This is a genomic window from Microlunatus sp. YIM B11417 (assembly GCF_059617205.1).
In genome coordinates this window covers 1-21,130 of record NZ_JCAMPJ010000009.1, presented here as the reverse complement: position 1 = coordinate 21,130, position 21,130 = coordinate 1, and the positions used below count along the sequence as shown (strand labels likewise).

The window sequence follows — 21,130 nt, the reverse complement described above, 5'->3', positions numbered from 1 at the left end:
GCCGGCGACAAACCGGACAAAGACCGGCCCTCCAACGACGTCGCTGGAGGGCCGGGCTCCTTGCGGCGGGCCGCGCAGGCGGACACCGCGTGCAATGCGGACGGGTGGTCCGGGCGCCCGGGCGATGCGGCGCCGGACCAGCCGGTGCCCCTAGGTACCCGACGGAGGCCCGGCCAAACCGGGGTCAGGCCAGCGCAGCCTCGGTGTTGTCGCTGACCCCGGCGACGCCGGACTCCCTGGCGCAGTGGGCGCAGCAGAACATCGTGCCGCCGGCCTGGATGCCGTGCCCGACGATCCGGCAGCCGCAGTGCCCGCAGCGCGGCGCCACCCGTTCGATCGCGCACTCGAAGCTGTCGAACGTGTGCGTACCGGAATCGCTGGTGATCACCGTGAAGGTGAACGGGTAGTCGTTGCCGCAGGTGTCGCAGACGGCCATGGTGGCTCCTTCCGTTGAGCGCTCCTCCTCGCCTGCACTACCCGGTGGCGCGCCTCGTCAAACCGCTTGGGCGGCGGCCCGATCGGGTACGTCGCCGGTGTCGACGACCCACGAGGAAAGGGAGTGCCGTCATGCGAGCCGTGACCTGGCAGGGCCGGCGGACGATCACAGTCGAGGAGGTGCCGGATCCCGTACTCAAGGATCCGTGGGACGTGATCATCTCCGTCACGGCGTCCGGCATCTGCGGCTCGGATCTGCACCTGTACGAGGTTCTCGGGCCGTATCTGACGCCCGGCGACATCCTCGGTCACGAGCCGATGGGGGTCGTCGAGGAGGTCGGTACGGCCGTCACGAAACTCGAGGTGGGGGACCGGGTCGTGGTGCCGTTCACGATCGCCTGCGGAAGCTGCTGGATGTGCCGGCAGGGCCTGCAGTCGCAGTGCGAGACCACCCAGGTCCGCGAGCACGGCTGCGGCGCCGCCCTGTTCGGCTACTCGAAGCTGTACGGCTCCGTGCCGGGCGGCCAGGCCGAACGGCTGCGGGTCCCGTACGCCGACTACGGGCCGATCCGGATCGACGGCAGCGCACCCGATGATCATTATCTGTTCCTCTCCGACATCCTGCCGACCGCCTGGCAGGCCGTGGAGTACGCCGGCGTCGACCGCGGCGGTTCGGTCGCGGTGCTCGGGCTCGGCCCGGTGGGCCAGTTGATCACCCGGATCGCCCGTTATCGCGGGCTCGAGGTGTTCGGCGTGGACCCGGTGCCGGAGCGGCGGGTGGTCGCCGACCGGCACGGCGTGGCGACCCTCGACCTGACCAAGGGCGTGCTGGACGACCTGAGGGACCGGACCGACGGCCGCGGGCCGGATGCGGTGATCGACGCCGTCGGGATGGAGGCGCACGGCTCTCCGGTCGTCAAGGCGGCGCACGACGCGCTCGGGCTGCTGCCGGGCCGGCTCGCGGAACCGCTGCTGGACCGGGTGGGACTGGACCGCACCGCCGCGCTCCGGCTCGCCGTCCGCGCGGTACGCCGGGGCGGCACGCTCTCGCTGGCCGGGGTCTACGGCGGCGAGATCGATCCGTTGCCGATGCGGGAACTGTTCGACAAGCAGCTCCAGGTCCGGATGGGGCAGTGCAACGTGCGGCGCTGGATCGACGAGCTGATGCCGCTGGCCGAGGATCCGGCCGATCCGCTCAGCCTCTCCGCGCTGGTCACCCACCGGCTGCCGCTCGACGAGGCTCCGGCGGGTTACGAACTGTTCCAGCGGAAGGACGACGGCTGTATCAAGATCGTTCTCGAGCCAGGACCGTACGGCACGGGTTCGGCGGCGCCGAGTGGGTAACAGAGATGTAGGCCGGCGGGAGCCCCGGGTGTTTCGGCCGGCCGAGGTTGCGGCGGTTGAGCCAACAGCCGTCGCAACCGACCCCCGGCGGCCGTCAGCGATGCTCGGGCGGATCCAGTCCGGGCAGCGCGCGCGTCTCGATCAGCTGGATCGCGATCTGGCGGAGCTTGGTGTTGGAGTCCTGCGAGTAGCGGCGCAGCACGGCGAACGCCCGGTCGGCGTCGATGCCGTACCGCTCCATCAGGATGCCCATCGCCTGGCCGACCAGCTTCCGGGCGTCGACCGCCTCGGCCAGCGTCGCCTGCTGCCGGCTGCCCGCGACCGCGATCGATGCGTGCCGGGCCACGATGTGCGCGACCGCCGCGTCGTCGGTGTCGAAGGCGCCGGGCTCGGGGTGCCCGGCCAGCAGCATGCCGGCGGGCCGCTGACCGATCCGGAGCCGGACCAACAGCAGGCTGCGCAGCCCATGATCGAACTGGGGCGGCCAGTCCGGCCAGCGGCGCTGGACGGTGATGTCGCCGACCACGACGGCGGCCGGCGACTCGAACGCGTCGATGATCGGGCCGGTGTCGGTGACCGCCAGCCGGACCAGCGCCTCGCTGTCCTCGGTGGCCGCCGCCACCTCGAGCCGCTTCGCGTTCTGGCCGAGCAGGATCGCCGCGGTGCTGGCGCCGAGGGCGTACTTGGCGAAGTCGGCGACCGCCTCGACGGTCTCCTCGACCGACGCGGCCTCGTGCATGCCCGTCAGCAGGCCCAGCGCCTCATGATCCAGCGCCTGGTGCAACTCGCCGTCGGCCAACCTGCCCTCCTTGATGAGTATGTCGACCGCGGACGGTTCCGGGCATGCAGCACCGGACCGGATGCGGTGTGGGCATCTTCCCGCATCCCGGCCCGGATCACCAGGCGATCCCGAGGATCAGGCCTGTGCCGTGTCAGGTTCCCGCGTGGTGGAGACGTCCGCGAGGCAACGCCCGACCAACTCGGGCGGCAGCGCCCGGGCGACGTCGGCCTGGGACACCATCCCGACCAGGTCATGGCCGGAGAGCACCGGAAGTCGGCGGACCAGGTGCTGCGCCATCGCACGCAGGGCCTCCTCGGCCGGTGCATCCGCATCCACCGTGACCGGTACGCCGCGAGCCAGGTCGCCGGCCTTCATCGCGGCCGGGTCGGTCCCCTCGGCCACGCAGCGCACCACGATGTCGCGGTCCGTCACCATGCCCTTGAGGCGGTTGTCGGTGCCGCAGATCGGCAGCGAACCGACGCCGAGGTCGCGCATCAGCCGCGCGGCCTCCGCCAGCGGTTCAGCCTCGCCGACACAGCGGGCCTCGGGTGTCATCAGTTCTCGAACAGCGAGCATCGGAACTCCTCCAAGATCACGACTGTCCACGTCCCGTACCCCCTGGGCCCGGGACCCAAACGACGCCGATTGGCCGGCGCTCGCCCCGGGTACCTGTCCGGGACCGAGCCGAAGGAGGAGAAGACCGTGACCGACGAACTGCGCGACCGCAAGATCGCGATCCTGGCCACCGACGGGATGGAACAGGTCGAGTACGAGGAGCCCCGCACGGCCGTCGAGAACGCCGGGGCGATCGCGACCCTGGTGTCGATCAAGGACGACGAGATCCAGGCGGTGCACGGCGACCTGGACCAGGGCGACCGGTTCCCGGTGGAGGCCGCGGTGGTCAACGTCGCTGCCGCGGACTTCGATGCGCTGATCCTGCCCGGCGGGACGATCAACCCGGACCGGCTGCGGACCGATCCGCACGCGGTGGACTTCGTCCGGGAGTTCGCCGAGGCCGGCAAGCCGATCGGTGCGATCTGTCACGGACCGTGGACGCTGGTCGAGGCGGGCGTGCTGGCCGGCCGGACCGTCACCGGCTACCCGAGCATCCGGACCGACCTGCGCAACGCCGGCGCGGAGGTGGTCGATCGCGAGGTGGTCACCGACCGGGGCCTGGTGACCAGTCGCGACCCGGGCGACCTGCCCGCCTTCTGCAGCAAGATCATCGAGGAGTTCGCCGAGGGGCTGCACCGGGTCGGCGCCGGCCGCTGAGCTGTCCGATCACCGGTACGGCGGGTACGGGTGATCGGCGAGCAGCCGGGCCAGCCGAGCAGCGTTGCGGGCCGCGTTCGCGGTGGTGCTGGCGACCGCCTCCGGCGTGGCTTCGAGATCGTTGTAGTCCACGGTCTGCATCGCCTCGCCGTTCCAGTAGGTGCTGCCCTGTGCGGCGACGGTGAAGCCGATGTCGTTGAGCGCCTGGAACAGGTCCGCGATGATCTTGTGCGCCCCGTCCTCGTTGCCGACCGCGCCGACCAGCGCGACCTTGCCGACCATGGACGGCCGGCCGGCGGCGTCGGTCTCGGAGAGTTCCGCGTCGAGCCGCTCCAGCACCCGCTGGGCGACGCTGGACGGATGGCCGAGCCAGGTCGGGGTCGTGATGATCAGGATGTCGGTGGCGATGATCGACGCGCGGATCCGCGGCCAGGCGTCGCCGTCACCCTCGTTCTGCCGGACCCCGGGGCGAACGTCATGATCGACGACGCGGATCCGGTCCCCGGTGACGCCGTGCTCGGCCAGTTGCTGCAACAGCTGGCCTGCCATCAGGTCGCTGCTCGAGGGGGCGGGCGTCGGCTTGAGGCTGCAGACGAGGGCCAGCGCTGAAGTCATGCCCAGAGGAGTACCCAGTGCCTCGAACCGGCAACCCGGGTAACGCTTGAGAGCCCGTTCACGGTGGGGGATTGTGAAATCGTTCCCAGAGTCTTAGGCTCACTGGCCACGGGACCATGCGATCCGCGCGGCGCTTCACGATCGACGGATGCGGCGGATTCGAGGACGTACCGCCGATCGGTGCAGGAGCCGGCGGGCGACCCGTCATGTGGGATCGGTTGCAGATCTGCTCGAAGTCGGGATCGGAATCCCGGCGCGTGGGGAGGAAGGTCGAAGATGACCCGAACAAGAGTGCGGTGGATCGTCGCCGCGGCGGTGCTGACCCTGGGCGTGGCTGCGTGCAACGGCCCGTCCATCGGGTCCCGTGAGCCGTCCGGCAGCGCCTCGGCCAACCCGTTCAGCACGGACGTGTCGGGCGCGCTGCGGACCAGCGGATTCAATCCCGCCGACGAGGTGGGCCAGTCGCGGGCCGACTACGCGGCGGCTCAGCTGAGCGGCGTCACGGTCACCATGGACAAGACCAATTTCGATCCGCAGAAGTTCGCCGCCCAGGCCGCATCCGGACAGACGCCGGACCTGATCCAGACCGACCGGGCGATCATCGCCACCCTGGCCAGCAAGGAGTTGATCATTCCGCTGGACCAGTGTTACGAGGCGTTCGGCGTCAAGCCGCGCGAGCAGTACTACCCGTCGGTGATCGACGACGTCAGCTATGACGGCAAGATCTACGGCGTCCCGCAGTTCTTCCAGGCCAACGCCCTGCTGGCCAACAAGCGGGTGCTGGACAAGGCCGGCGTCGCCGCGGCCGGCCTGGACACGTCCAAGCCCGACGAGATCGTCGCCACCGCGAAGAAGCTGTACCAGGAGAAGGACGGCAAGCCGACCGTGATCGGCTTCGACGCCGACCTGCCGGGCTCCTCGGCCATGTGGTTCACGGTCTTCGGTGGTGCCGCCTTCGACGAGCAGGGCAAGCCGACGCTGGACCGTCCGGAGAACGTCAAGGCGCTGACCTGGATGAAGCAGTTGATGGATGCCCAGGGCGGCTACGCGAAGGTGAAGAGCTTCAAGGATTCGATGGACGTCTTCGGCGCCGGCAACCAGTACGTGAAGGATCAGGTGGCGGTCCAGACCTGGGCGCAGTGGTACCCGAACGTGCTGGCCGACACCAAGGACAAGGTGTCACTGGAGGCCGTACCGATCAAGGACGCCGGCGCTACCCCGATCGCCATGGCCGGCGGCACCTCGTTCGCGATCCCGAAGTCCGGCAAGAATCCGTCGGCCGCCTGCGCCTGGGCGATCAAGGCGACCTCGAGCGAGGCCTGGATGGCGGCCGCGGACGCCCGGATCGAGACCGTCGAGAAGAACAAGAAGCTGTTCACGGGGCTGATGACCGGCTCGCCCGTCGCCGATCAGCAGATCAAGGACAAGTACGTGAAGCCGACCGGCAACGCCGAGTTCGACCAGGTCATCGAGACCTACTACGCGGTGCTGGCCAACCCGCGGACCAGCGGCTCGTCGCCGGTCGGGCAGACCGTGCAGCAGGACCTCACCAACGCCGTCACCGTTGCGCTGACCGGTGAGAAGGCTCCGGAACAGGCCCTGGCCGACGCACAGGCATCCTCGCTGCGGGCCTGGGAACAGGCCACGAAGTAGCCGTCCGCCGCCGAGGAAGGGGACCGATGGCAGCGCGGGTGAAGGAGCCGTACAACAAGCGGGAGGCCCTGGCCGGTTATCTGTTCATCCTGCCGTGGATCGTCGGGTTCGGGTTGTTCACGGTGATCTCGATGACGTACAGCTTCGGGCTGTCGTTCACCGACTACGACCTGTCCACCGACGTGATCATCCCGGTCGGGCTCGACAACTACCGGTTGCTGGTCGACGACCCGAAGGTGCTGACGTCGCTCTCCAACACCTTCGTGTACGCGATTCTCGCCGTCCCGCTCGAGCTGGCGCTGGCCCTGGTGCTGGCCCTGCTGCTGCAGGGCGCGACCCGCGGCGCCGGCTTCTTCCGGGTGATCTACTACCTGCCCAAGATGACGCCGGCGGTGGCGACGGCCTCGGTCTTCCTGCTGCTGCTCAACGGCAACACCGGCGCGATCAACTGGTTCCTCGGCCTGTTCGGGATCCCCGGCCCGCAGTGGCTGGTCGACCCGGCCTGGGTCAAGCCGTCGATCGTGATCATGGGCCTGTGGAGTGTCGCCGGCTCGATGGTGATCTTGCTCGCGGCGCTGCAGAACGTCCCGCGCGAGCTGTACGAGGCGGCCGAGACGGACGGCGCCTCGAAGTGGAGCCAGTTCTGGCGGATCACGCTGCCGTTGATCTCGCCGACGCTGTTCTTCCTGGTGATCGTCAACACGATCGCCTCGTTGCAGATCTTCGACCAGGCGTATCTGCTGTTCTACCGCGACGGCAACAGCAACGCCCCGGACGCCGCCCTGTTCTTCGGCGTGTATCTCTACCAGGCGGCGTTCCAGCAGTTCAACTTCGGGCTGGCGGCGGCGATGGCCTGGCTGCTGTTCGTGATCATCCTGGGGATCACCGCGGTGCAGATCAAGATCGGCGACAAGCTGGTCTACTACGAAGGCGGTGAGCGGCGGTGACGGCGCCTCCGCGGCGGGTGATCGGGCAGGTCGTCCGCTGGGTGCTCATGATCGGCTTCGCCTGCGCGTTCCTCTACCCGTTCGCCTGGCTGGTCGCGGCCAGCCTGAAGCCGCGCGGCGAGGTGTTCGACAACAAGCTGATCCCGGACACGGTGGTGTGGGGCAACTACGTCCAGGTCTGGCAGGAACTGCCGCTGATCAACTGGGTGCTGAACTCGATCATCATCGCTGGGCTGGCCGCGACGCTGGTCACCCTGTCCAGTTCCTTGATCGCGTTCGGGTTCGCGTACTTCCGGTTCCCGGGCCGGACCTTCCTGTTCCGGCTGCTGCTCGCCTCGATGATGCTGCCCGGCGCGGTCACCCTGATCCCGAACTACCTGATCTGGAAGTACCTGGGCTTCCTCGGCAGCAACGTTCCGCTGTGGGGCGCGACCCTGTTCGGGTCGGCCTTCTACATCTTCCTGATGCGGCAGTTCTACCTGTCGTTGCCGCGGGACCTGTTCGAGGCGGCCCGGGTGGACGGCTGCAGCTACTTCGGCCTCTTCCGCCGGATCGCGTTCCCGCTGGCGCTGCCGTCGGCCTTGATCGTCTTCCTGTTCGAGTTCCAGGCCTCCTGGCAGAACTTCACCGGCCCGTTGATCTACCTCAACTTCGGCCGGATCGAGGACTTCACCGTGCCGCTGGGCATCGCGTACGCGATGACGAAGTACTCGCCGACCGCCGGCGGGCACGGCGACTACCAGTTCGTCATGGTCGCCTCGCTGGTGGTGACGCTGCCGCTCTTGATCATCTTCGCGTTCGCCCAGAAGTACTTCATCCAGGGCATCGCGTCGACCGGCCTGAAGGGCTGAGCCCGGACCGCGCTGCATGCCAGCTTCGGCTTATATAAGTCCAGGCTGGTACGATGTGCTTCGTGCACGCGTTCGACATCCTCGGTGAACCGGTGCGCCGGCGCATTCTGGAGCTGCTCGCCGACGGCGAGCAGACCTCCGGCGCGATCACGGAGGTGATCCGGGCCGAGTTCAGGCTTTCCCAACCGGCCGTCTCCCAGCATCTGCGGGTGCTGCGCGACAGCGGGTTCGCCTCGGTGCGGGCCGAGGGCGCGCGCCGGTTCTATGCCGTCGAGCCTGCCCCGCTGAGCGAGGTCGACGCCTGGTTGGGCCGGTTCCGCCGGCTGTGGGAACACCGCCTCGACGCGCTGGGAACCGAGCTGGCCCGGGGTCGGCGGGCGGCTCGGACCCCGGCCGCTGAACACCGGCCCGACGGGTCGGCGAAGGGAGCTTGACGTGAAGGACCTCCTGGACGAACTGGCCGCCGCGCACCGGGCCCTGGGCCAGGGCAGGGTGCCGGCCGGCGAGGCGTACACGATCGAGATCCGGCGCCGCTACGAGGCATCGCCCGCGGAGGTCTGGGACGCCGTCACCAACCCCGAGCGACTGCAGCGCTGGTTGACACCGGTCACGGGGGAGCTGCGGCTCGGCGGGGCGTTCGCCCTGGAGAGCGGCGAGCACGGCGAGATCCTCCGCTGCGAGCCGCCACGGCTGCTCACGGTGTCCTGGCTCTACGGGCCGGACGGCGACGCCTGGCCCGGTACGAGTGAGGTCGAGGCGCGGTTGGTCCCGGGCCCGGCCGGCGACACCGAGTTCACGCTGGTCCACTCGGCCGTTCTCGAGGAACCGCTGTTCCCGGTCTACGGGCCCGGTGCCGGCGGCGTCGGCTGGGACCTGGCCCTGCTCGGCCTGGCTCGGCTGCTGGCCGGCGGTGAGATCGCTGGCCACGAAGAGATCGCCAGGTCTCCGGAAGGTCGCGAGGTGGTCCGGCGCAGCGCCGCGGCCTGGGGCGAGGCACACCTGGCCGCGGGCGGAGAACCGGACCACGTCGCGGCCGCGGTGGCGGCCACCACCACGTTCTACCTGTCCTGACCCGGAAGGAAGGCCGATGAAGTACACGAACTCGATCGAGATCGCCCTGCCCCAGCAGCGGGTGGCGCAGCTGCTGGCCGACCCGCAACACCTGCCGAGCTGGCTGCGGGGCCTGGTCCTGCACGAGCCGCTGCAGGGTGAGCACGGGCAGCTCGGCACCACGTCGCGGGTCGTACTGGAGGCGGGGCAGCGGACCATGGAGTGCACCGAGACGATCACCCACCGGGAGCCGGCGGACCTGACCGAGATCCCCCGCGGGACCGTCGTCCGCTTCGAACGGGAGCTCGTCGGCGACGGTATGTGGAACGGCGTGCGCGACTCGCTCACCTGGACCGGCCCGGAGACGACGCTCTGGCGGAGCGAGAGCGAGTTCCGGTTCAGCGGCCTGCTGATGCGGCTGGTGGGCCTCCTCATGCCTCGCTCCTTCCACCGCCAGTCGCAACAGCACATGGAGGACTTCAAGGCGTTCGCCGAGCAGGGGAAGGACGTCCGCAGCGCTGACTAGGCGCAACGATCCCTGAGCCGGTCGAAGGGTGCCCGCACCAAGGCCCTTCGACAGGCTCAGGGCACGGAAGGCATCAGCGGTCGGAGGACCTTCTGGCGAAAGTGTCGAAAGGGCCGGTACGGCTCCGTACGGAAGGCAAGAGTGCGGCAGAGGTCCGGACTCGACAGCCGACCCGAGGAGTCCCGATGAGCAGTGTGGTTCTGTACATGTCCATGTCGTTGGACGGCCTGATCTCCGGCCACGACGACCGTCCCGGCCAGGGACTCGGCGTCAACGGCGCGCCGTTACACGGCTGGCTCAGCGAGGGCGGGATCAGCCCGGGGTCGCACCGCCCGGGAGCCGGCGCGAACGCCGAGGTGTTCGACGAGATGATGCGGACCGGAGCCGTGATCACCGGCCGGCGAACCTTCGACCTGGCCGGTGGCTGGGGCGGTGATCATCACGACGGCGTGCCGGTCTTCGTCCTCACCCGCAAGCTGCCCGACCAGCCGGCGCCGGGCCACGCCCGCTACGTCACCGACCTCGAGGCGGCGGTCGGCCAGGCCCGGCAGGCCGCCGGCGACCGCAACGTCATGGTGCACGGCGGCTCGGCCGCCCAGGCGCTGCTGGACGCCGGCCTGATCGACGAGCTGGCCATCCATCTGGTCCCGATCGTGCTGGGCCGCGGCCGTCGGCTGTTCGACGATCAGCCGCACCGGCTGCGCAGGCTGCAGTTGGTCCGGGCGACGGAGGGCGCCGACGTGCTGCACCTGCGCTACCGCGTCGCGAACGACTGAGGCCGGCGCCGCGCCGGTTCAGGTGGCGCGTTTGATCATCCCGGGTGCCTGCGCCTGGGCGGCCGGCCGCTCGTCGGTCCCGGCGCGGTCCGGGGCCATGGTCAGGCCCTCGTCGGTGAACGCCGGCGGGGCGGGATGCCGGGACGCCTCGAACGGCCCGGGTTCGTCCAGCGGTCGCTCGATCAGGTCGACCTCGGTGACCCGGCGCCGGGTCGACCGCGGCACCCGGAAGGTCCGCAGCTGGTACGGGGCGAAGGCGGCCTTGATCGCGCGGCCGGCGACCGGCAGCCGCAGGGTCGCCTCGGCCCGCTCGCCGGTGGTCTCCACCGCCCGGACGATCAGGTCCGGGCCGTCCTCGCCGTCGTCCTCGGTGCCCTTGATCGCGGTGATCATGACCGGCCCGGCGGCGTCGTCGGCCAGGCTCAGCCGGCGCGGCAGGGGACCGGTGTGGAAGCTCTCCAGCATGGCCCGGACCGGCTGGCCGAGTTCCGCCGCCCGGCGGGTGGCCGCGACCGTACGCCAGTCGCCGGCATGCGGGACCAGCGTGAGGCTGAACCGCTGCACGCCCTGGTCCTGGTAGCGGTGGATCTCGTCCTCGCCGATCAGGCGCGGGTCGTGCCAGGAGAAGACGGCGCTGCGGACCGCGGTGATGCCGACGCTCGCGGAGATCTCGCCGTCGGCGGGGGAGGCGTCGTAGCCGTGCTTGGCGTTGTTGATCACCGTCAGGCCGGCCGCCTGGGCGTTCCGGCCGCGGCCCAGCCGGCCGGTCAGGTCGACCCAGCTCTGGGCCGGTTCCTCAGCGGCGTTCAGCTCCCGTTCCAGGGTGGCGAACGGGATCTCGTAGCGCGGTCGCGGATCGGTCAGGGCCACCGGCACCCGCAGCTTCATCAGCTGGGCCTGCTGGCGCCAGTCGATCTCGACCTCGACCCGGAGTTGGTCATCGTCGTGACCCAGCACGAACTCCTCGATGATCACCGACCGGTCGAACACTCGCTCGACCCGGAGCCGGGCCCGGACCGGCCCGTCCTCCCGGACCCTGATCGCGGTCACCGCCGGCTCGGCGCCCGGCCAGGCGTAGGAGACCACCCGGTGGCCCCAGGTGTCGGTCGGGTCCTCGCACACCTGCAGGTGCGGACCGGTCGCGCCGGCCACCGGATCGAGCCCGGATTCCTTGTCCAGCAGGGAACTGAGCCAGCCCGTCGCGGGGTCGACCTCGGCCCTGAGCCGGGCGTTCTCGATCACCCAGCCGGTGGAGCCGTCCGGCTCGCGAAGCCGTACGGGATCGAAGGCGGGATTCTCCGGCCCGGGCCGCAGCGTGTGCAGCGCGTACCCGAAGGCGGGCAGGTCGGCACGGAACACGACGGCGCCGCGGGACCGGTCGCTGGTGGTGGAGACCGACTGCACCCGCTGGGACGGTACGGTCCGGTCCGCGTCGTCGACGACATGCACGCCGAGCGGCTGAACCCCGTAGTTGATCTCCACCAGGGTCCGCACCGGCCAGGGGTGCGGGTTGAAGATCAACACCGGCTGGGTGCCCTCGATCAGGGGTACGTCGACCTGGCGGGCCAGCGCGTTCTGCACCCGGGTGATGATCCGCTTCGAGATCGCGACGGCCTCGCCGAGCTGGTCCCGGGCGTCGTCGTAGGCCGACTCGATCGCCGACCCGGGCAGGACGTCGTGGAACTGGTTGAACAGCACCTGCTGCCAGGCCCGGGTCAGGTCGTCCCGGGGATCGGCCAGCGCGGGGTTGCCGGACCGGCCCAGCAGGTCGCCGGCGATCGCCCAGCGTTCCGCGGTCAACACCGCGTGCTGGGCCCGTCGCTGCCACTGCTTGATCCCGCTGTGCGCGGAGTAGCAGCCCGCCGCGTGGTGCTGCAGGTCGCCCTGCCGGACCGGAAGTTCCAGCTCCGGCTCCGCCGCGAGCCGGGCCCGGACCTCGTCGAAGTAACGGTCGGGGGAACTCATCACCAGCCTCCCGAAGGTGCCCATCCGGTGGTAGCGCTCGATCGAGGAGATGTTGGCCCGGGTCGGTCCGCCGCCGTGGTTGCCGACGCCGTAGAAGACCAGCAGCGGGTCGAAGCCGCGGTCGACCTGGCCGAGCGCCTTCTCCGCCTGGCCGGCCACGTCGCCGGGCGGCGAGCAGTACTCGTACGGGATCCGGCAGGCGAGCACGGTCGAGCCGTCCGGTGCGGTCCACCAGAACGGGGTGTCGAAGAGGTCCGCCTCGTGCGGGCCCGGCCTCAGGAAGGTGTACGCCGACATCCCCTGGCCGCGCAGGATCGCTGGCAGCGAGGCGGTGTGGCCGAACGGGTCGACGTTCATCCCGACCGTGGCCGGCCGGCCGAAGTGCTCGATCAGGAAGCGCTGCCCGTACAGGCCCTGGCGGACGAACGACTCGCCCATCGGCATGTTGCAGTCCGGCTCGACCCACCAGCCGCCGACATTGACCCAGCGGCCCTCGGCGACCCGCTCCGTGATCTTGGCGAACAGCACCGGGTCGACCTCGCGGACCCAGTGCAGCAGCACGATCTGATCACAGGTGTAGACGAAGTCGGGGAACTCCTCCATCCGGTGGATCGCCGACCAGAACGTGGCCCGGGCCTCCTGATAGCCCTCCTGCCACGGCCACAGCCAGACCGGGTCCAGATGGGAGTTGCCGATCAGGTGCAGCGTCCGGTCCGGCGTGGCCAGCGGCTGCGGAGTCGGCGGCCGGTCCCGCGGCTGGTCCCCGGAGGGTGCGTTGGACAGCGGCGGTCGTTCGGTCATGCGGGTCGGCTCCTCCTCGGCGGCCCCGGGCTCGCCGATCCGTACCGGACTCGGAACGATCGTCTGGGATCGTTCCCACGGAATGACCAGTCAACCCGAGGCCTTCCGGCGGTGTCAAGGAATGATCAACGAGGAGCCCGGGCGGTGCTGCCGCGCAGCTGTAGCTCGGCGCCGAGCACGACCTCCTGCCGCGGCTCGGTGGGCCGGCCGATCCGGTCCACCACCCGGCTCACCGCGGCCTCGCCGAGCGCGATCGCGTTCTGCGCCACGGTGCTCACCGCCGGCTGGACCAGGGTCATCCACGGCGCGTCGTCGAAGCCGATCAGGGAGAGGTCGCGCGGCACCCGCAGGCCGGCCTCGTGGACGGCCCGCCAGGCTCCCTCGGCGAGCAGGTTGTTCGCGGCGAAGATCGCGGTCGGCGGCCGCCGGCGCCGGAGCAGGGCCCGGGTCGCCTCGCTCGCGGCCGTGGCGTCCCAGCCCGAGGCGACCACGTCGGCATCGTTCGGCTTCAGCCCGGCCGCCTGCAGGGCGCTGCGGTACCCCTCGTAGCGGCGGCGGCCGGTGGTCCAGTCGGTCTCGTCGATCAACAGGGCGATCCGCCGGTGACCGAGCCCGACCAGGTGCGCCGTCGCGGCCTCGGAGGCCCGGAAGTTGTCCACCGCCACGCTGTCCACCCCGGCGCGGCCGAACGACCGGTCCAGTTCCACCGTCGGGATCTCATGATCGACCAGCCACCCGCTGATCCGCGCCGACACCGGGGTGACCACCACGCCGGCCACCCGGAGCTCGAGGAAGGCCTGCGCGGCGGCCAGTTCCTCCTTGGCCTGGACCTGGGTGTCGGCCAGCAGCGTGGTGAAGCCCAGTTCCTTGGCCCGCCGCGAGGCCCCGGCCGCCAGCTGGGCGTAGAAGACGTTGCTCAGGTCGGACACCAGGACGCCGATCGAGGTGCTGCTGCGCCGCTTCAGTCCGCGGGCCAGGGCGTCCGGGACGTAGCCGAGGCTGCGCGCCGCCCGCTGCACCCGGTCCCGGACCTCGGGCGAGACGTAGCCCTGGCCGGACAGCGCGCGTGACGTGGTGGAGCGCGACGCCCCGGCGGCTGCGGCGACGTCGGTGATCGTCGCGCGTCGTCCGCGGCCGCCGGTCCGGCCGGACGTCGGCTCGGTTTCCGAAGCCTCCGTGGCCATGCCCCACCCCTCTCCGGATCTGACACCGTTCCCACATCGTAGGGCTTGCTCGGCGGATCCGGAGAGTCGGCGGCGTCAGGAGTCGCCGTGGGGAAGGACTTCCTGGAGTTTGGTCCGGAGTCCCTTGCGCAGGATGCCCCAGCGATCCTCGTCGCCCTTGACCAGCGACTCGGCCGTCCGCAGGGCCTGGTCCAGCGTCGTGTGCGGCGGGATCGGCGGGATGTCCGGATCGACCCGGACATCGAGCAGGGCCGGCCGGTCGGCCGCCAGCACCCGATCCCAGGCGGTGCCGAGGGTGTCCGGGTCGTCGACGGCGATCGCCTCGAAGCCCAGACTCTCGGCGAAGCCTGCGTAGGAGAAGTCGGGCAGCGTCTGCGACGCGGCGAACTTCGGTGCGCCGCCCATCGCGCGCAACTCCCAGGTGACCTGGTTCAGGTCGTTGTTGTGCAGGACGGCGACCACCAGGCGCGGATCCTGCCACTGATCCCAGTAGTGCTTGATCGTCAGCAGCTCGGCCAGCCCGTTCATCTGCATCGCTCCGTCACCGACGAAGGCGATCACCGGCCGGTCCGGCAGCCCGAACTTCGCACCGATCGCGTACGGGACACCGGGACCCATCGTCGCCAGCGTCCCGGACAGCGAACCGCGGGTGCTGTCGGTGAAGCGCAGGTGGCGGGCGTACCAGTTCGCCGCCGAGCCGGAGTCGGCGGTGATGATCACGTTCTCCGGCAGCCGTGGGTTGAGTTCGGTGAACAGCCGCATCGGATTGACCGGCTCGGCCGGCACCATCGCCTCGTCGCGCAGCACCTCCTGCCAGCGGCTCACGCCGGCCTCGATCTCCTCGCGCCAGGACCGGTCCGTCTTGACCTTCAGCAGGGGCAGCAGGGCGCGCAGGGTGCCGGCGGCGTCGCCGACCAGGTTCACCTCGTACGGGTAGCGCATCCCGATCAGGCCCGGATCGATGTCGATCTGGACGCCGCGCGCCTTCCCGTACTCGGGCAGGAACTGGCTGTACGGGAAGCTCGACCCGACGGTCAGCAGGGTGTCGCAGTCCTGCATCAGGTCGTAGCTCGGCCGGGTGCCCAGCAGCCCGATCGAGCCCGTCACGTACGGCAGCTCGTCGGACAGGACGTCCTTGCCCAGCAGGGCTTTCGCGACTCCGGCTCCGAGCACGTCGGCGACCTGTCGGAGTTCGGCCCGCGCCCCGCGGGCCCCACTGCCGGCCAGGATCGCCACCCGGCTGCCGGCGTTCAGGACGTCGGCGGCTCGCCGTACCGCGGCGTCGTCGGGCTGGGTCGCCGGCCAGTCGACGCCGAGGCTGGACGGCACCATCTTGAACGCGTGCGAGGGCGGGGTGTACTCCAGCTCCTGGACGTCGCCCGGAATGATCACCGCGGTCGGGGCACGCCGGCTCAGCGCGACCCGGATCGCCCGGTCGATCACGTTCGGCAACTGCTCCGGGACCATGATCAACTGCAGGTAGTCGCCGGCCACGTCCTTGAAGAGGCTGACCAGATCCGTCTCCTGCTGGTACGAGCCGCCCATCGCCGACCGGGCGGTCTGGCCGACGATCGCGACCACCGGGACATGATCGAGTTTGGCGTCGTAGAGCCCGTTCAGCAGGTGGATCGCGCCGGGCCCGGAGGTCGCGGTGCAGACGCCCACCCGGCCGGTGAACTTCGCGTAGCCGACGGCCTGGAACGCACTCATCTCCTCGTGCCGGGACTGCACGAACTGGGGCCGGTTGTCCGCCCGCCCCCAGGCGGCCAGGATCCCGTTGATGCCGTCGCCGGGATAGCCGAACACCTTCTCGACGCCCCAGGCGCGCAGCCGGGCCAGCAGGAAGTCGCCGACGGTCTCCTCGGCCATGATCAGAACACCGGCTTTCCGCCGGTGACGCCGAGGACCGTGCCCGACACGTAGCCGGCGTCCTTGGGCGAGGCCAGGAAGACGAAGGCCGGCGCTACCTCGGAAGGCTGTCCGGCCCGGCCGAGCGGGGTGTCGGCGCCGAAGTTCTCGACCTTCTCGGGCAGTTGGGTGGCCGGTTGCAGCGGGGTCCAGATCGGGCCCGGGGCGACCGCGTTGACCCGGATGCCGTCCGGGCCGAGTTCCGCGGCCAGATTGACGGTCGCGTTGTTGATCGCGGCCTTGGTCGCCGCGTAGTCGACCAGTGTCGTCGACGGCTCGTACGCCTGGATCGAGGAGTTGTTGATCACGCAGCCGCGGTGTCGCCTGAGCTCCGGTACGGCAGCCCGGGTGATCCAGAACAGTGCGTACAGGTTGGTCTTGATCACCCGGTCCAGTCGTTCGTCGTCGACCGCCTCGATGCCTTCGCCGGCCCGGGCCTGCTGGAACCCGGCGTTGTTGACCAGGATGTCCAGCTTGCCGAGCCGCTCCACGGCGACGCCGACGACGTGGTCGCAGGTGGTCCGGTCACGCAGGTCGGCCGCGATCGGCACGGCCCGCCGACCGGCCGCCGTGATCAACTCGGTGGTCGCCTCGGCGTCGGTCTGCTCCTCGGGCAGATAGGTGAACGCGACGTCGGCGCCCTCCCGGGCGTACGCGAGCGCGACCGCCCGGCCGATGCCGGAGTCACCGCCGGTGATCAACGCCGAGCACCCGGCCAACCGGTCGTGGCCGACGTAGCTCTCCTCGCCGTGATCCGGCCGGGGCTCCATCGCTTCGGTCAGCCCGGGCGGGTCCTGTTGCTGTGCTGGAAACTGCTGCTGCGCCATGTTCTCACCTCTCGGGACTGCCTTACCCGAGACGTGAGGTGGTAAACACCGCGCCGGCGCCGGGCTTGATCAACTTCAGCGGTGCCAGGGTCCGGGCAGCGGCGTGAAGACGCCGCCCGACCCACGGGTGGCCGGCCGGTCGAAGCGAGCGCCCTCCCGCCGGCCGCGCTGCGCACACATGATCATCACGACGATGGCCCCGAGGGCGATCAACTCGAGCAGGACCCCGAGGGCGACCCGGGTGGGGATCGAGTCCCCGTTGCCGCGTTCGGCGATCAGCTGGGCGGCGATCGTGATCACGACGAGGATCAGCGTGATCCACCAGTACTCGCTGCGGCTGGCCCGCCCGGAGAACCTCGCGTAGCGGGTGAAGAACCTGCGCACGGCGGCCGCGAGTGAGCAGCCCGGTAACGGCGCGTCCTCGGGATGGGTCCAGTGCCCCGCGGGTGCGTTCGGCGGCACGGGGCGAAGCTCGTCCATCGGGTCTCCGTCCGGTCGGGCGAGCCGGTCCGCCGGCCCGCAGCGTCTTCGAGAACGTACCGAGCGGCGGGCCGGAGCGGACCGGATCGGCCCGCGACGAATCGTGATGGCCCATACGTCGATCAGTCGGCGACGGTGAGCACCTCGGTCAGATAGCCGCGGAGCACGGTCTTGAACTCCGCGATCACCAGATCCCGGTCGCCGGCGTCGGCGGACACGGCGAGCGGCACGAAGGTGGCGAAGAGCCGGAGCACGGTCGTCGCGTACCGCTGCCTGGTCGCATCGTCGAGTTCGGGACGCTGGCGGCCGATCACGTCGGCGACCCGGCCGGCGACGGCAGCCTGGACCCGGCGGGCCGGGGCGATGATGTGCTCCGGCAGCTCGGACCGCCCGATCAGGTCCTTCATGCCGGGGTTGCCGACGTTCATCGCGACGATCGGATCGACGATCCGGTCGACCAGTTCGGCCGGGCCGAGGGCATCGAGGTCGCCCGCGGTGGCGTCGCGGTGGGCCCGCTCCAGCTCCGGTACGTAGCGGTCGGCCAGCGCCTGCGCGATGTCCTCCTTACTGGAGAAGAACTGATAGAGGGTGCCGGGGGAGACGCCGGCCCGCGCCGCGATCTTGTTGGTGGTCGCACTGTCGTACCCGATCTCGGCGAACAGTCCCGCGGCGGCGTCCAGCAGTTGCTCAATCCGGCGCACGCCGCGCTCCTGGCGCCGGCGCTCCGGTCGTGCGCCGTCGGGCATGCCATGACCTCCATCTAGAAAATGCGAGTAGTTGCTCGTATTCTGCAATGCGAGCACTTGCTCATGTTACGACTCGATGCCGCGGAGGAACCATGGCCACGCCGATCCCCCCGTCCCTCGCTCCGCCCGGTGCCGCCGGGCCCGGAGTCCTCGCGCGCTGGGCCGGCCTGGTCGCCGGGCGAGCCCGGCTGACCCTGGCCGCTGCGCTGGCGGCGACGGTGCTGCTCGGCTGGGCCGCCGCCGGGGCGCTCGGCGCGATGACCCTGTCCCTGTGGGAGGCGCCGGGGACCGAAGCGGTGCGGGCCCAGGAGGTCCTGACCGGGGAGTTCGCCACCAACAGCGCGAACCTGGTGCTGCTGGTGACCGCCCGCGACGGCACGATCGACGACCCTGGGGTGGCCGTCGCCGCGAGTGACGTCGCCGCCGAGCTCGGCGCGGTGCCGGGGATCCGGGACGTCTGGTCCTACTGGTCCACCGGAGGCGATCCGACCCTGCGCAGCGAGGACGGCGGCCGGGCCGTGATCCTGGCCTGGCTGGACGGCGACCCGACCGAGGCCCGGCAGCAACTGACCGAGGTGATCATCCCCGGGTTCACCCGGCAGGGGTCCGAGATCGGCGTCGAGGTCGCCGGTGGCGAGGCGATCTCGGCCCAGATCGGCGATCAGGCGCGGGCGGACTTCCTGCGCGCCGAGTTGATCATCGTGCCGTTGCTGCTGGTGCTGATGATCATCGTCTTGCGCCGGGTGGTGCCGGCCGTGGCGACGCTGGCCGTCGGCCTGTTCTCGATCATCGGCACGCTGGCCGCGCTGCGTGGCCTGGCCATGATCACCGAGGTCTCCACGTTCGCGGCGAACATCACGCTGGTGATGGGCCTGGCCCTCGGCGTCGACTACAGCCTGTTCCTGATCGCCCGGTTCCGTGAGGAGCTGGCCGGCGGAGCCGAGGTCCGGACTGCCGTGATCGACACTGTCCGGTCGGCCGGCCGCACCGTGCTGTTCAGCGGGTTGACCGTGGCCGCCTCGGTCGCGGTGCTGATGCTCTTCCCGTACGCGTTCCTGCGCTCGTTCGGGTACGCCGGGGTGCTGGTGGTGGCCAGCGCCCTGATCGGCACCCTGGTCATCCTCCCGGCGACCATGATCGTCTTCGGCCCGCGGTTCGCCCGCCGGAGCACCCGGGCCCGGCCGGTCGAGCGCGGCTTCTGGTACCGGACCGGGGAGCGGGTGATGCGGCGCCCGATCCCGTACGGTCTCGCGGCGCTGGCCCTGGTCGGGCTGCTCGCGGCCCCAGCCCTCGGGTTCCGGCCCGGCCCGCCGGACGACCGGATCCTGCCGGCCGAGGTCTCGTCGGCCCGCTCGGCGTACGACACGCTGCGGGCCGAGTTCAACGCCGAGCCGCAGGACGCCCTGGCCGTGGTACTGCCGACGCTCGCCGTGGGGCCGGGCCGGGCCGCGGTGATCGACGGCTACGCCAGGGACCTGTCCCGGGTCGACGGCATCGTCCGGGTCAACGCCGCCACCGGGAGCTACGCGGGCGGCGAGCAGATCGCCGGTCCCGGCCCCGACGCCCGTCGCTATGCCGGCGCGGGTTCGGCCTGGATCTCGGCGATCCCGGCGCACCGTGCGCTGGAGGACTCCTCGTCCGACCTGGTCGCGGCCGTCCGGGACGTACCGCCGCCGGCTCCGGTGCTGGTCGGCGGCTTCCCGGCCGAGCTCGCGGACTTCGAGAGCGTGCTGGCGCAGTGGGTGCCGCCGCTGGCCGGTTTGATCGTCGCCGTCACGTTCGTGATCTTGTTCCTGATGTCGGGCAGCCTGCTGATCCCGGTCAAGGCGACCGTGCTCAACCTGCTCAGCCTGGCTGTGATGGCCGGCGTGATCGTGATCGGATTCCAACAGGGCGCGCTGGCCGGGCTGCTCGGCTTCACCCCGACCGGCGACGTGAACCTGACCTTCCCGATCCTGATGTTCTGCATCGTCTACGGGCTGTCGATGGACTACGAGGTGTTCCTGATCGCCCGGATCCGGGAGGAGTACGACCGCACCGGGGACACCCGGCGATCCGTCCTGGTCGGCCTGCAGCGCAGCGGTCCGCTGGTCAGTACCGCCGCCGCGATCCTCGCCCTGACCTTCCTGCTCTACGCCACCGCGGAGGTGAGCTACCTGCAGTTGATCGGGGTCGGCACCGCGGTCGCGATCATTGTCGACGCCACCCTGCTCCGCGCGGTCCTGCTGCCCGCCTCGATGCGGCTGGCCGGCCGCGCGAACTGGTGGCTGCCCCGGTTCCTGCGTCCGGTCCACGCCCGGTTCGGGCTGGCCGAGTCCGTACCGGGGAGGAGGTCAGGCGCGATAGTGCACCCGGAACTGCGGACCTAACTCCCGGGCGAGCCGCTCGGCCAGACCGCGGCCGGCCCTGATCCAGGCCTGCTCCTGGTCAGGGTCGGGCCAGGCGTAGTCCGTCGCCGTGAGGCCGTCGTACCGGGCGGCCCAGGCGCGCAGGTCGGCCTTGAGCCGATCCGAGGCGGGCAGTCCGTCCAGGTCGAGCATCGGCCCGGGCCGGCCCTGCTCGTCAGCTGCCCAGACGGGGTCTGCCTGGTAGTCGGCCATCACGACGATTCCGGTCATGGAACCATCCTGACGGACGGGCGAACCGGGCTCCGAGAACGCGACGGATCAGGTACCGGAGCAGCGCGGGCGCCACGCTCACCTGCCGAGTTGACACCGCAGTCTGAGGATCACTAAGGTTACGCGGGCTGCCTGGGGAGCGAAGAAAAGCAACCGGGAGAGCAAAAGCAAGGCCAGTGAAACTCGGAGAGCTCGTTTTGACAAGAGGATCCGGACCTCACTAAAGTAAGTCGAGTTGCCCCAAACGGAAACGTGAGTGTCCGTGTGGTGTGCGCCCGAAGCTTGAGAACTCAACAGCGTGCTTAAAGTCAATGCCAAATATGCACAACAAACCCCGTGCTCGTGGTGTCG

At 70.5% G+C, this 21,130-nt stretch carries 21 protein-coding genes; 10 read left to right on the top strand and 11 right to left on the bottom strand.

Features of this window, described 5'->3' with window-relative positions; all coding sequences use genetic code 11:
* Positions 1-184: 184 nt before the first annotated feature.
* Positions 185-436, bottom strand: a complete 252-nt coding sequence (locus tag AC6CCG_RS28675; RefSeq protein WP_496658197.1) for a metallothionein — start codon at positions 434-436, stop codon at positions 185-187.
* Between the two features lie 131 nt (positions 437-567).
* Here AC6CCG_RS28675 and AC6CCG_RS28670 point away from each other — a divergent pair, with 131 nt between their 5' ends.
* Positions 568-1,779 carry an alcohol dehydrogenase catalytic domain-containing protein gene (locus AC6CCG_RS28670; RefSeq protein WP_496658196.1) on the top strand — a complete coding sequence of 404 codons (1,212 nt, stop codon included), beginning with the start codon at positions 568-570 and terminating at the stop codon, positions 1,777-1,779.
* A 94-nt stretch (positions 1,780-1,873) separates the two neighbouring features.
* On the opposite strand, the gene AC6CCG_RS28665 is transcribed toward AC6CCG_RS28670, so the two are convergent.
* Both AC6CCG_RS28665 and AC6CCG_RS28660 read right to left on the bottom strand, forming a co-directional pair.
* Complete coding sequence (locus AC6CCG_RS28665) at positions 1,874-2,578, bottom strand: GAF and ANTAR domain-containing protein (RefSeq protein ID WP_496658195.1); 705 nt, start codon at positions 2,576-2,578, stop codon at positions 1,874-1,876.
* A gap of 117 nt (positions 2,579-2,695) precedes the next feature.
* Positions 2,696-3,136 (bottom strand): CBS domain-containing protein, encoded by a 441-nt coding sequence (locus AC6CCG_RS28660; protein WP_496658194.1) that lies wholly within the window; start codon positions 3,134-3,136, stop codon positions 2,696-2,698.
* Positions 3,137-3,262: 126 nt separating this feature from the next.
* Between AC6CCG_RS28660 and AC6CCG_RS28655 the strand changes: the two genes are divergently transcribed.
* Positions 3,263-3,832: a type 1 glutamine amidotransferase domain-containing protein gene (locus AC6CCG_RS28655; RefSeq protein WP_496658193.1), complete on the top strand. Its 570-nt coding sequence runs from the start codon at positions 3,263-3,265 to the stop codon at positions 3,830-3,832.
* Between the two features lie 9 nt (positions 3,833-3,841).
* On the opposite strand, the gene AC6CCG_RS28650 is transcribed toward AC6CCG_RS28655, so the two are convergent.
* Complete coding sequence (locus tag AC6CCG_RS28650) at positions 3,842-4,447, bottom strand: flavodoxin family protein (protein ID WP_496658191.1); 606 nt, start codon at positions 4,445-4,447, stop codon at positions 3,842-3,844.
* A gap of 276 nt (positions 4,448-4,723) precedes the next feature.
* On the opposite strand from AC6CCG_RS28650, the gene AC6CCG_RS28645 reads away from it, so the two are divergent.
* The 7 genes from AC6CCG_RS28645 (at position 4,724) to AC6CCG_RS28615 (ending at position 10,250) form a co-directional block, all read left to right on the top strand.
* The gene (locus AC6CCG_RS28645) at positions 4,724-6,100 is read left to right on the top strand and encodes an ABC transporter substrate-binding protein (protein WP_496658190.1); all 1,377 of its coding nucleotides are present in this window, start codon (positions 4,724-4,726) and stop codon (positions 6,098-6,100) included.
* Between the two features lie 26 nt (positions 6,101-6,126).
* The gene (locus tag AC6CCG_RS28640) at positions 6,127-7,047 is read left to right on the top strand and encodes a carbohydrate ABC transporter permease (RefSeq protein WP_496658189.1); all 921 of its coding nucleotides are present in this window, start codon (positions 6,127-6,129) and stop codon (positions 7,045-7,047) included.
* Positions 7,044-7,898 carry a carbohydrate ABC transporter permease gene (locus AC6CCG_RS28635; RefSeq protein WP_496658188.1) on the top strand — a complete coding sequence of 285 codons (855 nt, stop codon included), beginning with the start codon at positions 7,044-7,046 and terminating at the stop codon, positions 7,896-7,898. The genes AC6CCG_RS28640 and AC6CCG_RS28635 overlap by 4 nt, the downstream gene beginning before the upstream one ends.
* 62 nt (positions 7,899-7,960) lie before the next feature.
* Positions 7,961-8,332, top strand: coding sequence for an ArsR/SmtB family transcription factor (locus AC6CCG_RS28630; RefSeq protein ID WP_496658187.1), 372 nt, complete (start codon positions 7,961-7,963; stop codon positions 8,330-8,332).
* Position 8,333: 1 nt separating this feature from the next.
* Positions 8,334-8,969 (top strand): SRPBCC domain-containing protein, encoded by a 636-nt coding sequence (locus tag AC6CCG_RS28625; protein WP_496658186.1) that lies wholly within the window; start codon positions 8,334-8,336, stop codon positions 8,967-8,969.
* Between the two features lie 16 nt (positions 8,970-8,985).
* Complete coding sequence (locus AC6CCG_RS28620; protein WP_496658185.1) at positions 8,986-9,474, top strand: SRPBCC family protein; 489 nt, start codon at positions 8,986-8,988, stop codon at positions 9,472-9,474.
* 185 nt (positions 9,475-9,659) lie between these two features.
* On the top strand, positions 9,660-10,250 hold the full coding sequence (locus AC6CCG_RS28615; protein ID WP_496658184.1) for a dihydrofolate reductase family protein: 591 nt from the start codon (positions 9,660-9,662) through the stop codon (positions 10,248-10,250).
* Between the two features lie 18 nt (positions 10,251-10,268).
* On the opposite strand, the gene AC6CCG_RS28610 is transcribed toward AC6CCG_RS28615, so the two are convergent.
* The 6 genes from AC6CCG_RS28610 to AC6CCG_RS28585 form a co-directional block, all read right to left on the bottom strand.
* Complete coding sequence (locus AC6CCG_RS28610) at positions 10,269-13,016, bottom strand: alpha-mannosidase (RefSeq protein ID WP_496658183.1); 2,748 nt, start codon at positions 13,014-13,016, stop codon at positions 10,269-10,271.
* A gap of 125 nt (positions 13,017-13,141) precedes the next feature.
* On the bottom strand, positions 13,142-14,200 hold the full coding sequence (locus tag AC6CCG_RS28605) for a LacI family DNA-binding transcriptional regulator (protein ID WP_496658181.1): 1,059 nt from the start codon (positions 14,198-14,200) through the stop codon (positions 13,142-13,144).
* Positions 14,201-14,275: 75 nt separating this feature from the next.
* The gene (locus AC6CCG_RS28600; protein ID WP_496658180.1) at positions 14,276-16,069 is read right to left on the bottom strand and encodes a thiamine pyrophosphate-requiring protein; all 1,794 of its coding nucleotides are present in this window, start codon (positions 16,067-16,069) and stop codon (positions 14,276-14,278) included.
* A gap of 2 nt (positions 16,070-16,071) precedes the next feature.
* A complete protein-coding gene (locus AC6CCG_RS28595) occupies positions 16,072-16,935 on the bottom strand; it encodes an SDR family oxidoreductase (protein WP_496658179.1) in 864 nt (287 codons plus the stop codon).
* A gap of 75 nt (positions 16,936-17,010) precedes the next feature.
* Positions 17,011-17,415 carry a DUF805 domain-containing protein gene (locus AC6CCG_RS28590; RefSeq protein WP_496658178.1) on the bottom strand — a complete coding sequence of 135 codons (405 nt, stop codon included), beginning with the start codon at positions 17,413-17,415 and terminating at the stop codon, positions 17,011-17,013.
* A gap of 122 nt (positions 17,416-17,537) precedes the next feature.
* Positions 17,538-18,161: a TetR/AcrR family transcriptional regulator gene (locus AC6CCG_RS28585; protein WP_496658177.1), complete on the bottom strand. Its 624-nt coding sequence runs from the start codon at positions 18,159-18,161 to the stop codon at positions 17,538-17,540.
* A 92-nt stretch (positions 18,162-18,253) separates the two neighbouring features.
* Here AC6CCG_RS28585 and AC6CCG_RS28580 point away from each other — a divergent pair, with 92 nt between their 5' ends.
* Positions 18,254-20,530: an MMPL family transporter gene (locus AC6CCG_RS28580; protein WP_496658176.1), complete on the top strand. Its 2,277-nt coding sequence runs from the start codon at positions 18,254-18,256 to the stop codon at positions 20,528-20,530.
* Here AC6CCG_RS28580 and AC6CCG_RS28575 read toward each other — a convergent pair.
* The gene (locus tag AC6CCG_RS28575; RefSeq protein WP_496658175.1) at positions 20,495-20,779 is read right to left on the bottom strand and encodes an immunity protein CdiI family protein; all 285 of its coding nucleotides are present in this window, start codon (positions 20,777-20,779) and stop codon (positions 20,495-20,497) included. The genes AC6CCG_RS28580 and AC6CCG_RS28575 overlap by 36 nt on opposite strands.
* Positions 20,780-21,130: the final 351 nt, after the last annotated feature.